The sequence below is a fragment of the Jiangella ureilytica genome (assembly GCF_004348545.1).
In the GTDB taxonomy this organism is placed as follows: Bacteria; Actinomycetota; Actinomycetes; order Jiangellales; family Jiangellaceae; genus Jiangella; species Jiangella ureilytica.
The window spans coordinates 1-10,888 of record NZ_SMKL01000119.1 but is presented as its reverse complement, the minus strand read 5'-3'; the positions used below and the strand labels follow the sequence as shown (position 1 = coordinate 10,888).

Annotated in this window: 11 protein-coding genes; 1 reads left to right on the top strand and 10 read right to left on the bottom strand. The window is 71.5% G+C overall.

Annotated features, from left to right (window positions below):
• Nucleotides 1-361: 361 nt before the first annotated feature.
• The 10 genes from E1212_RS28220 to E1212_RS28175 form a co-directional block, all read right to left on the bottom strand.
• A complete protein-coding gene (locus E1212_RS28220; protein WP_131988731.1) occupies nt 362-1,132 on the bottom strand; it encodes an SDR family NAD(P)-dependent oxidoreductase in 771 nt (256 codons plus the stop codon).
• Nucleotides 1,129-2,226 (bottom strand): hydroxyacid dehydrogenase, encoded by a 1,098-nt coding sequence (locus E1212_RS28215; RefSeq protein ID WP_131988729.1) that lies wholly within the window; start codon nt 2,224-2,226, stop codon nt 1,129-1,131. Before E1212_RS28215 ends, E1212_RS28220 begins: the two co-directional genes overlap by 4 nt.
• Nucleotides 2,223-3,083: an amidohydrolase family protein gene (locus E1212_RS28210; protein ID WP_162605664.1), complete on the bottom strand. Its 861-nt coding sequence runs from the start codon at nt 3,081-3,083 to the stop codon at nt 2,223-2,225. Before E1212_RS28210 ends, E1212_RS28215 begins: the two co-directional genes overlap by 4 nt.
• A gap of 4 nt (nt 3,084-3,087) precedes the next feature.
• On the bottom strand, nt 3,088-4,212 hold the full coding sequence (locus tag E1212_RS28205) for a mandelate racemase/muconate lactonizing enzyme family protein (protein WP_131988725.1): 1,125 nt from the start codon (nt 4,210-4,212) through the stop codon (nt 3,088-3,090).
• Nucleotides 4,209-4,730 (bottom strand): VOC family protein, encoded by a 522-nt coding sequence (locus E1212_RS28200; RefSeq protein WP_131988723.1) that lies wholly within the window; start codon nt 4,728-4,730, stop codon nt 4,209-4,211. The genes E1212_RS28205 and E1212_RS28200 overlap by 4 nt, the downstream gene beginning before the upstream one ends.
• On the bottom strand, nt 4,727-5,989 hold the full coding sequence (locus E1212_RS28195) for a Gfo/Idh/MocA family protein (RefSeq protein WP_131988721.1): 1,263 nt from the start codon (nt 5,987-5,989) through the stop codon (nt 4,727-4,729). The genes E1212_RS28200 and E1212_RS28195 overlap by 4 nt, the downstream gene beginning before the upstream one ends.
• On the bottom strand, nt 5,986-7,089 hold the full coding sequence (locus tag E1212_RS28190) for a mandelate racemase/muconate lactonizing enzyme family protein (RefSeq protein ID WP_131988720.1): 1,104 nt from the start codon (nt 7,087-7,089) through the stop codon (nt 5,986-5,988). Before E1212_RS28190 ends, E1212_RS28195 begins: the two co-directional genes overlap by 4 nt.
• A gap of 9 nt (nt 7,090-7,098) precedes the next feature.
• Complete coding sequence (locus tag E1212_RS28185) at nt 7,099-7,935, bottom strand: carbohydrate ABC transporter permease (RefSeq protein WP_131988718.1); 837 nt, start codon at nt 7,933-7,935, stop codon at nt 7,099-7,101.
• Complete coding sequence (locus E1212_RS28180; protein WP_131988716.1) at nt 7,932-8,915, bottom strand: carbohydrate ABC transporter permease; 984 nt, start codon at nt 8,913-8,915, stop codon at nt 7,932-7,934. Before E1212_RS28180 ends, E1212_RS28185 begins: the two co-directional genes overlap by 4 nt.
• A 90-nt stretch (nt 8,916-9,005) precedes the next feature.
• On the bottom strand, nt 9,006-10,331 hold the full coding sequence (locus E1212_RS28175; protein ID WP_131988714.1) for an ABC transporter substrate-binding protein: 1,326 nt from the start codon (nt 10,329-10,331) through the stop codon (nt 9,006-9,008).
• Nucleotides 10,332-10,656: 325 nt separating this feature from the next.
• On the opposite strand from E1212_RS28175, the gene E1212_RS29760 reads away from it, so the two are divergent.
• Nucleotides 10,657-10,806, top strand: coding sequence for a hypothetical protein (locus E1212_RS29760; protein WP_162605663.1), 150 nt, complete (start codon nt 10,657-10,659; stop codon nt 10,804-10,806).
• Nucleotides 10,807-10,888 lie beyond the last annotated feature (82 nt).

Genomic DNA, 10,888 nt, shown 5'->3' with positions numbered 1-10,888 from the left:
TCTATCAAGTCACTCCCGGCCGGGCTCTCACCCGTGATCACCATGGACACGTCATTACCGAAGCCACACACAGCGGGCAGATCACGTTGGAGTCACCCGGCGACCACGCCAGGCCCCGCCCCGTCGAACAGCGCCCGGTAGCAGAACCCTGACAGAGAGATCACGTTCACCACCTGATCGCCTACTCCACGAGGCCTGCAGCCCTCGTGGAGCACGAGCGATCCTGGTGATGGCCGGCCGAACGCGCCGGAAAGCGGTTGCCTCCTCCGGCTGGCACCCGTCACGAGGCGTTCCCGCGCATCACCAGGGCCGCAGGCCTGGTGTGGCAGGGGACCGGGTGGTGAACGTGATCGTTCCGGGGTCAGGTACCGAGCATGCTCATCCCGCCGTCGGCGGCGAGGAAGCTCCCGGTGAGGTGGGCGGCGTCGTCGGAGGCGAGGAAGAGCGCCAGGCCGGCCATCTCCTCCGCCGTCGCGACGCGTTCCAGCGGCGTCGACGAGAGCAGACGCGGCTCGCGCTCGGCCCACTCCGGGCGCGAGAGCGTCGACGGCGTCGCGACGAAGCCGGGCGCGAACAGGTTGACCCGGACCGACGGCGCCAGGGCGTGCGCGTAGGACTTGGTGACGCCGAGCAGCCCCGCCTTCGCTGCCGCGTACTGCGGCGCCCGGGCGCTGCCGCGCACCACGACCGCCGACCCGACGTTGACGATGGCGCCGCCGCCGTCGTCGAGCATGCGCCGGCCGAACTCGTGCACGCAGATCAGCGTGCCCTTGAGGTCGGTGTCGATGACGCGGTCCAGCGACGACGGCGTCAGCTCGGTCCACGAGCGCTGCTCCGAGATCGGCGTCCCCGCGTTGTTGACCAGGACGTCCACCCGGCCCAGCGCGGACCACGCTGCCGCGGCCAGCGCCGTCACCTCGTCCCAGCGGGAGATGTCCGCCTTCAGCAGCACGGCCTCGCCGCCGGCGGCGACGATGCGGTCCACGGTCTGCGACGCACCCGCCGACGACCGCCGGTGGTGCACGCCCACCCGGGCGCCCTCGGCCGCGGCCCGGATCGCGATGGCCGCGCCGAGCCCCGTCCCGGCTCCGGTGACGACGACGGTGCGGCCGGCGAACCGGCCCGTGGTCACGAGGACCCCAGGTCCTCGCGCGGCACGAGGTCGTGCCGGGTCTCGTGGCCGGCGAAGCAGCGCAGCAGCTCGTCGACCATGAGGTCGAAGAAACGCGGCCCGCACTCGGCCGTCACGCCGGCGATGTGCGGGGTGAGGAAGACGTTCGGCAGCGTCCGCAGCTCCGAGCCGACCGGAATCGGCTCCGGGTCGAACACGTCGAGGCAGCCGATGACATCGCCGCGGCGCAGCCGGTCCAACAGTGCCGCGGAGTCGACGACCGGCCCCCGCGACACGTTGACGAACACCGCGCCCGGCTTCAGCGCCCCCAGCTCCGCCGCGCCGATCATCCCGCGGGTCTGCGACGTCAGCGGCGCCAGCACGACCACGACGTCGGAGTCGGCGAACAGCCGTTCCAGGCTGGTCATCGTGAGGTCGTAGACGTCGGCCAGCACGCGTGGCGCGTACGGGTCGTGCACCAGCACGTTGACCCGGAACGGCGCCAGCAGCTCGACCAGGCGCCGGCCGATGTGCCCGAACGCCACCAGTCCGACGGTCTTGCCGGTGAGCTCGCCGTGCAGGTAGGCGGGGTCCGAGCGCAGTTCCATGCGGTCGGTGAACAGCACCTCGCCCGCGATCATCCGCCGGAACAGCGAGCCGGCGTTGCGCAGCCCGTTGAGCATGAGCCCCAGCGCCCACTCGGCGACCGGGTCGGACGAGCCGTGCGTGGTGTCGATCGCCCGCACGCCCCGGGACCGGGCGGCGGCGACGTCGATGCGCCGGCCGAACCGGTCGCCCTGGAGGTCGCCGACCAGCTTCAGCCCCGGCGCCGCGTCGAGCACCGCCGGCGTCACCTTCGGGCAGCCCTTCGAGATGACGAGGCCGTCGAGGCCGGCCGCGAACTGCGCCAGCCGCTTCTCCGCCTCGGCGTCGTGCGGCGGCGGGTCGGTGTAGCCCTCGGAGTCGTCCTCGAAGTCGGCCCAGACGACGTCGGCGATCCCGCGGAGCCTCTCCAGCGACGACGGCGTCACCGTGAGGTCGCGAGTGCGCCGGTTGCAGGCGATCCCGACCCGCAACGCACCCGCGCCGCCGTCGGAGAACAGCGTCTCGGTCATGCCACAGAGCTCCTCGCCGGCAGCAGCGCCGCCAGGTTGCCGCCGAGCACGCCCGGCAGGTCGGCGGGGTCGATGAACGTGCAGTTCCGCCGCACGATCTCCAGTGTCTGCCGGTAGGTCAGCGCGCGCCGGTGCACGGGGTGATCCGACGCCCACACCAGCCGGTGCGGTCCCCACTCGTCGTGGAAGGCCCGGGCGACGCCGAGCCGGGCCGCGTGCGGGTACTCCCACGGCTCGTCGGACCCGTAGTACCAGCCGGACACCTTGACGAACAGGTTCGGCAGGTCGCGCCCGGGCAGCACCAGCCGCAGCCCTTCGTCGACCCCGCCCGGCCAGCTGTTGACGTTGGCCAGGTGGTGCACCACGATCGGCAGCGCCGGGTTCTCGCGCGCCACGACCCGCAGGTCCTCGTGCCAGGGCGGCGGCGCGGCGACGCTCAGCACCAGGCCGAGCGACGCCGCCGTCCGGAAGAAGGCCCGGCCCTCGTCAGCGACCAGCCAGCCGTCGTTCTCCTTGGCCAGGTAGTGCGTCACGACGCGCACGCCGTACCGCGAGACCGCCGCACGCAGCCGGTCCGCCGCGCCGGGCCGGTGGTAGTCCGGCGTCCAGCGGCAGTCGACGTCGGCGGCGTGCACCAGACGGTCCGGGTGCGCGCGCACCGCCGCGGCGACGTACTCGTTGTTGTCCGGGTTCCGGTCGATGCCGGCCGCGACGATCAGCGTGCGGCCGACGCCGTTCTGGTCCATCTCGAACAGCAGGTGCTCGACGCTGCCGCGCGTGGCGTCGTCGGGCACCGGCGGCTGGTACGGCCAGCGCGGCCAGACGTGCGCGTGGGCGTCGACGACGGGGACGTCCATGCGCTCAGCGGTAGGCGACGGAGCCATCGGGGCGCCGCGGCGTCTTCGGCTTGCGCGGGAACACCGGCGTCGCGGCCAGGCCGGCGTCGTCGAGCTCGATGCCGAGACCCGGCACCTCGGGGACCACGAAGTAGCCGTCGGCGATCTGCGCCACCTGGTTCACGACCGCCGACCACGGCGCCACCGTCTGGTCGCGGTGCTCCTGCACCTCGTAGTTCGGCGTCGCCGCGCCCAGCTGCACGTGCGCCGCCGTCGCCACCGGCCCGGACGGGACGGCGTGCGGGATGACGCCGATGTGGTGTGCCTCGGCCAGCGCGCAGATCTTGCGCAGGTGGGTGAACCCGCCGGCGATGCCGATGTCGGGACGCACGTGGTGGACGCCCGCGGCCTCGATGTACTCGCGGAACTCCCAGATGGTGGTGTTGCGCTCGCCGGCTGCCATGGGCACCCGCGACTTCGCCGACACCTCGCCGAACGAGAGCACGCTGTCCGGCGGCACCGGGTCCTCGACGAACAGCGGCCGGGTGTCCTCGAGCTCGCGGATCAGCGCGATCGCCTCGCCGGGGGACATGTTGCGGTGCAGCTCGAAGCCGAGGTCGACCTGGGGCCCGACGGTGTCGCGGACGGCGTGCGCACGCTCGACGAGGTCGGCGATGCGGGCCGCGTGCGGCATGGCGTGGTGCTCGGGCTGGAACAGCAGCACCTTGAGCGCGGTGTACCCCTCGGCGACGCCGGCCGCAGCGGCCGCGTTGACCTCGTCGATCGTGCCGTAGCGCAGCACCAGCATGGCCCGGACCCGGTCGCGGACCCGGCCGCCCAACAGCTCCCACACCGGCGCCTGCAGGTGCTTGCCGCGGATGTCCCAGAGCGCCTGGTCGATGGCGCTGAGCGCGCTGGTGACCTCCATGCCGCGCATGGACCGGCCGCGGTAGAGGTCGAGCCAGTGGTGCTCCACGCGCATCGGGTCCTCGCCGCGCAGCCGCTCGGCGAACGACTTGACGATGACCTCGACCGACTCCGGCCACATGAAGAACGTGGACTCGCCGACGCCGGTCAGGCCTGTGTCGGTGCGGACGCGGACGAACAGCCAGTCGTGCGCGGTGAACGTCTCGATGTCCTCGATCTTCACTCGGTGCTCTTTTCTGTGGTCGGGGGCGGGTAGACGAAGGCCGGCTCGCGGCGCACGGACGGCGCCTCGATCAGCTCCAGGACGGCGGCCAGCGGGTGGTCGGTGGCGAAGTAGGCGAACGCGCCGTCGCCGGTGGCGCCGAAGCCGCGGGCGCTCTGCAGCGGCCGGTAGCCGGCGGCGAGGACCTTCTCGACGGCGGCGGCGTGGTCGTCGACGTACACGCCGAGGTGGTGCAGGCCCTCGCCGTGCTCGGCCAGGTGGTCGGCCCAGATGCTCGGCCCGCCCAGGGGTTGCACGAGCTCGAACTGCACGGTGTCGGTCCAGGCCAGCGCGTGCCGGATGCTGAACTCGGCCGGCTCGCCGAGGTAGGTCATGTCCTGCAGCACGCCCGGGCCCAGCTCGTACGCCGTCCACGGGCCGACGCCCAGCTGCTCGGTCCAGACCCGCACCGACGCGTCGAGGTCGCGGACCACGAGCGCCACCTGCTTCACGGGACCGGCGATGGTCGCGGGGATCATCGCGACACCCCCAGCAGGCCGAGGTGCTCGTCGATCGGGTCCTGGTATGCCGACACCGTGCCGTCCAGCAGCTCCGTCATGGTCACCGCACGCCCCAGCAGACCGCTCTCGTAGGCGCCCAGCAGCCCGGCCACGGCGGTGGTGCCGCCGACGCCGTCGACCTCGGGCGGGGCGCCGGTGGAAGCGGCCCGGCCGAAGTCGTGCAGCTCGATCGCGAGGCCCCCGGCGTCGGCCTCGCCGCCCGGCAGGTCGTACTCGACTCCGTCGGCGCCGAAGAGTGCCGCCGTCACGTCGTCGAGGGCGAAGTCCGGCAACTCGGCCAGGATCTCCTTACCGGTCAGCGTGCCGCCGTCGCGGTGCAGCACCGGGCCGCGGCCGCTGCGGTCCTTCGAGATCTCCAGCGAGCCGAGCCGGCCGTGGATGCTGCGCGCGAGATAGCGCTTGCCGAGCCCCGAGTTCACGTACGACAGCTGCACGCGGACGCCGGACTCCATGCGGTACAGCGCGACGACGGAGTCCTCGCCGGTCGGGGTGACCTGCTCGGGCAGCTTCTCCCAGGCGGCGCGGTAGGCGGGCAGGTCGCGCGACGGCGACGGCCGGCGGCGCCGTACGGGCTCGGCGATGAAGCCGTCGCCGTAGACGCTCGCGATGGGCCCGAAGTAGTACTGGAACACGTCCGTCAGGTGCACGCCCATGTCCAGGCCGATGGCCCCGCGGTCCTTGAGGTGCCGCCACGGCGTCGTGATGATGAGGTCGCTGCCGCCCAGCCGGGTCTCCTGCGCCAGGAACACCTCGCCCAGGAGCCCCGCGTCGAGGACGGCCCGCACCAGCCGGTTCGGTGGGTCGCGGCGGTAGTTCTCCGCCGTCGCCAGCACGGCGCCCGATGCCGCGGCCGCCTCGACCATGGCCAGGCAGGACCGGACGGTGATGCCCAGCGGCTTCTCGCTCAGCACGTGCTTGCCGGCCCGCAGTGCCGGCAGCGTGACGGCGAGGTGGCTGCTCGCCTCGGTGACCACGTCGAACGCCGCTATGTCCGGATCGGCGACGGCGTCGTCGACGGACAGGTGCACGGCGGGCCGGCGGCCGAGCAGCTCCTCGGCCTCGGCGGCGGCGCGCCGGGCGGCGGTCTCGTCCAGGTCGCACACGGCGACGAGGTCGATGGTCGACAGCCCGGTGCGCTGCAGCGCGGCCATGCCGAGAATGTGCCGGCTGCCCATGCCCCCGCACCCGACCAGGCAGAGCGGGACCCGGTCCGTCATCGCAGCTCCTCCTCGGCCCGCAGGAAGCCCTTCATCGCGGTGAAGTTCACGTCGAAGCCGAGGCCCGGCCGGTCCGGGGGCGACAGCCGGCCCTCGGCGTCCAGCTCGAGCCGCTGGTCGAACATGACCTCCTTCAGCGTGTTCAGCGCGTTGTCGTAGTACTCCACGATGAGCCCGTTCGGCTGCGATGCGACCAGGTGCACGTGGATCTCCTGGTCGCCGTGCGGCGCGACGGGGATGTGATGGGTCTCGGCGAGCGTCGCGCACTTGCGCCACTCGGTGATGCCGCCGAGGATCTGCGCGTCGGCGTTGAGCACGTCCGCGGCCCCGGCGTCGAGCACGTCCTTGAAGCCGAAGCGGGTGTACTCGTTCTCGCCCAGCGCCACCGGGAGGTCGCTGCCGCGGGCCAGGGCGGCGGCGCCCTGCAGGTCGTCGGGGCTCAGCGGCTCCTCGAACCAGAAGATGTCGCGCTCCTCGAGCCTGCGGATCATCCGCTGCGCGTCGATGCGGTCGTAGGCGTTGTTGGCGTCGACGAGGACCCGCACGCCCGGCCCTGCCGCTTCGAGCGCGGCGTCGATGCGCACGACGTCCTCGTCGACCGGCAGCGCGCCGATCTTCATCTTGATCGCGCGGGCTCCGCCGGCCACCTGCCGCGCCATCTCGGCCTGCAGCTCGGCCAGCCCCTCGCCCTCGCGGTAGTAGCCGCCGGCCATGTAGGCGGGGACGGTGTCGCGGAACCCGCCGAGCAGCTTGTACAGCGGCAGGTCCGCCCGCTTGCCCAGCGCGTCCCACAACGCGATGTCGATGGCGCTGATGGCCCGGGTGGTGAGGCCCTTCCGGCCGAACAGCTTCGGCTGGTACATGACCCGCCAGAGCTTCTCGGTGTCGGTCTCGTCGTGCCCGACGACCCGCCGGGCGATCGCCGTCATCGCGTGGAAGACGATGCCGCCGCCGTGACACCAGCCGATGCCGACCAGCCCGGAGTCGGTGCGCACCTCGCACGTCACGATCTCCGTGGACGTGTAGGTGTACAGGCCGTTGGTGATCGGTGTGTCGTACGGGGCCTCGTAGGCGGCGACGCGGACGCCGGTGATCGTCAAGGAAACTCCCTAGGTGTTGTCGGTGCCGGTTCCCACCACGCCCTGGATGTACCAGCGTTGCGTGAAGACGAAGACCAGCAGCACGGGGATGACGCTGATGACGGCGGCCGCCATGCCCACGTTCGGCGGGACGTTCGACAGCCCCTCCTGGTAGGCCAGCGGGGCCAGCGCCACCGTCATGACCCGGTAGTCGTCGCCGGGAGCGGCCACCAGCGGCCAGATGAAGTCGTTCCAGCTGTTGAGGAACGTGATGGACGCGTAGGCGGCGACGGCGGGTCCGGACAGCGGGACGGCCACGTGCCGCACGATGCGCAACCAGCCGGCCCGGTCGAGCTTGGCCGCGTCTATGAGGCCGTCGGGCAGGGTCAGGAAGAACTGCCGGAACAGCAGCGTCGCGAACGCCGTCCGGCCGACGATCGGCAGGATCAGGCCGGCGTAGCTGCCGATGAGGCCGAGCTCGTTGGTGACGACGTAGAGCGGCACCAGCACGACGTTGTTCGGCAGGAACATCGGGATCGCGAAGAACACCAGCAGCGCCCGCGACCCGCGGAAGCGCACCTTCGCCAGGGCGAACCCGGCCGGCAGCGCGATGCACAGCTGCAGGATGACGATGCCGAAGCTGTAGATGAACGAGTTCGCGATGGTCCGGCCGCCCAGGAAGTCGTAGGCGTCGGAGAAGTTGGCCCAGCGGAACTCCGGCGGCACCAGGTGCGGCGGGTAGGCGCTGACGTCCTGCGGCGTCATCAGCGACGACGAGAACAGGTAGAACAGCGGCAGCCCCATGGCCAGGCCGATGACGAGGATCGCGGTGTACCGGGTGACGGTGACCGCGGTCGATGGCTTCATGCGCGCCTCACCCGCACTCGGTGGATCAGCCGCAGGCCGCCGGCCAGCAGCACGATCAGCAGGAACTGGATCATCGACAGCGCGCTGCCGGCGCCGATCTCGCCCTGCTCGAAGGCGACCCGGTAGATGTACAGCGACAGCGCGGTGGTCGAGTCGATCGGCCCGCCCTGGGTCATGATCAGCGCGGTCTCGAACGGGGCGGACAGGAAGTTCAGCACCTGCAGCGCGAGCACCAGCAGCGTCATGGCCGAGACGTTCGGCCAGATGATCTGCCAGACCCGCCGCCACACGCCGGCGCCGTCGATCTTGGCCGCCTCCATGATCTCGTCCGGGATCCGCTGCAGCGCCGCCAGGTAGAGGATGATCACCAGCGGCAGGCTCATCCATATGATCATCAACGTCAGCGCGGGCAGCGCCCAGCTGGTGTTGGCCAGCCAGGCCGGCCCGTCGATGCCGACGAGGCCGAGCAGGTAGTTGAAGATGCCCGACTGCGGCTGGTAGAGCCACGACCACAGCACCGACGCGACCGCCGTCGACACCACCAGCGGCACGAAGTAGAGCACCCGGACGGTCCCGACGCCGCGCATCCGGGTGTTCACCAGCACCGCCAGCACGAAGCCGACGAGCACCGTCGGCAGCACGCCGAGCACCATGAACTCGATGGTGTTGACCATCGCGGCCCAGGCGTCGTCGTCGGTCAGGACCTCGCGGTAGTTGTCGAGGCCGACGAAGACCGGGTCGTCGAAGAGGTTCCACTCGTAGAAGCTCAGCGCGACCCCGGCCAGCGCCGGGACGATGACGAACAGCATGTACATGATCGCGTTCGGGGCGATCATGACGGCGGCTGCGGTCCCGTCGCGGCTGACGAACCGGCGCCTGGCCGGCCCGCGGCGGGGGGCCTCCGAGCGCGGGCGCGGGCCGCCGGTGTCGGCGGCCCGCCCCTCGCGTCCGGTCGTCGCCTCCGCGGACTTCGTTCTCATCCGGTCACCCTCGTCGTCGCGGGTATGGCTGCGCGGATTCCATGCGGGCGCGGTTCGGCCACCGCTGGTCGGCGGGCGGATTCATCGCGGTCACTCCTCGAGCGCGTCGTTCACATCCGCGGCGGCCTCGCCGAACGCGTCCTCGACGGACGCGCCCTCGAGCAGGACCTTCTGCTGGGCTGCCAGGAGCGCGGCGGCCAGCTCCGGGCCGGCGGCCCGAGGCAGTTGCGGCGCCATCTTGGCCTCCGACACGGCGTCGGCGAACACCTGCACGTTGGCCGGCGGGCCGGGGAGCTCGCGCCAGCTGCCGGACTCGACGCCCTCGAGCGTCGGCGGCACCGTGGCGTAGTTCTCCTGCATGATCTTCATGCCGCCGTCCTCGGTGTAGAACCACGTCAGGAAGTCCCAGGCGTTGTCCTTGCACTCCGACCGGTCCGACATCGACAGGCCGTAGCTGCCGCCGCCGATCGGGTGCTCGCCGTTGAGCAGCGGCACCGGGGCGACGTCCCAGTCGGCGTCGAGCTGGTTGCGGAAGTTCGGCACGTTCTTGCGGGTGCTGAACGCCATGGCGACTCGGCCGCTGGCGAAGTCCGGCGGCGACGGGCTCGAGCCGATCTCGAACGGCGCGTAGGTGCCGTCCTGGTACGGCTGGAGCAGGAACGTCCACGCCTCGATGGCCTCCGGCTCGCCGATGCCCGTCGTGTTGGAGTCCTTGTCGTAGACGAACCCGCCGTAGCTCTGGATGACGGGGTTGAACGTCGGCTGCGGGAGGTTGGCCCCCACGAAGCCGAACACCTCGCCGTTGCCCGCCGTGGTGATCTCCTTGGCGGCGGCGTAGAAGTCGTCCCACGTCCAGTCCTCGGCCGGAAGGTCGACGCCGTACTGCGCGAACAGGTCCTTGTTGTAGAACAGCACGTACGCGTCGGCGGCGACCGGCATTCCGTGGATCTCGTCGGGCAGGTCGATGGGCCGGTAGGCGTCGAGGAACTGCGGCAGGAACGAGTCCTCCTGCAGGTCGCCGTCGGACAGGAACGACGTGAGGTCGGCGGTCACCCGCGACTCCGCCATGGCGTTGACCAGCGTGTCGATGTTCTCGAGCACGTCGGGCATCTCGTCGCCCATGCGCTGGGCCACGATGCTCTGCTGGTACTGGGCGTTGTCGTCGGGCAGCGTCTGCAGCTCGGTGTCGCTGCCGGACTCCTCCTCGTACGCGGCGAGCACCTTCTCCATGTTCGGCGCGAACTGGGACCGGACCGCGACCTTGAGCGGCACGCCCTCGCAGGCGCCCGAGGCGGAGTCGCCGTCGCCCCCGCCGTCGCTGCCGCCACACGCGGCCAACGCCAGGGAGCCGACCAACCAGATCGGCAGGAGGGCAGCCAGCCCATGTCTGCCGGGGTGTTGACGGACGTTCACCATCTGCCGGATCCCTTCTCCGTTGAAAGCGTCCTGCGGGCCGATTGATTATCGATAATCTAGCGCCGCCGTCGGTCTGTCAAGACGTTTCAATCCCTCATGTGTCGCGACGCGGTCCTCGGTTTCCGCCTACCGGAATACCGACGATGGTGGGCGCTGGGGTGCGTGGACATCGGCGGCGATGAGCTCGCCCCTCAGCTCGAGGCCGCGTCGTCGCCCGGCTGGCGGGCCCGAGCCGAGGCGGAGCGCCGGCCCGCGGCCGCGGCGGATCTCCCCCAGGTCGCGGCCGTGCTCCAAGCGTTGCGCCCCGACGCACGGGCGTTCGCCGGTGACCGAGGCCGTCGGGCGTGCGCTGCTGCGGCGCGGCGTCGGCCACGGCGACCGGCTGCTCGCACGGGCGTTCGCCGTTGCCGATCCCGGGCAGCGGGACCATCTCGCCTGGATCCTCGCCGCCCGCGAACCCCGACCCTTGGGTTGATCTTGGAGTGACGGCGGAATCAATCGGGCATACCGGGCCGGAACCGCGCGGTTACTCCAAGATCAACGGGCCGGGGCGGGGC

Bases quoted from the DNA above. Each gene is read 5' to 3' on its own strand.
- E1212_RS28200 (WP_131988723.1), bottom strand. From the start codon at position 4,730: ATGATCCCCGCGACCATCGCCGGTCCCGTGAAGCAGGTGGCGCTCGTG.
- E1212_RS28195 (WP_131988721.1), bottom strand. From the start codon at position 5,989: ATGACGGACCGGGTCCCGCTCTGCCTGGTCGGGTGCGGGGGCATGGGC.
- E1212_RS28210 (WP_162605664.1), bottom strand. From the start codon at position 3,083: ATGGACGTCCCCGTCGTCGACGCCCACGCGCACGTCTGGCCGCGCTGG.
- E1212_RS28215 (WP_131988729.1), bottom strand. From the start codon at position 2,226: ATGACCGAGACGCTGTTCTCCGACGGCGGCGCGGGTGCGTTGCGGGTC.
- E1212_RS28180 (WP_131988716.1), bottom strand. From the start codon at position 8,915: ATGAGAACGAAGTCCGCGGAGGCGACGACCGGACGCGAGGGGCGGGCC.
- E1212_RS28175 (WP_131988714.1), bottom strand. From the start codon at position 10,331: ATGGTGAACGTCCGTCAACACCCCGGCAGACATGGGCTGGCTGCCCTC.
- E1212_RS28185 (WP_131988718.1), bottom strand. From the start codon at position 7,935: ATGAAGCCATCGACCGCGGTCACCGTCACCCGGTACACCGCGATCCTC.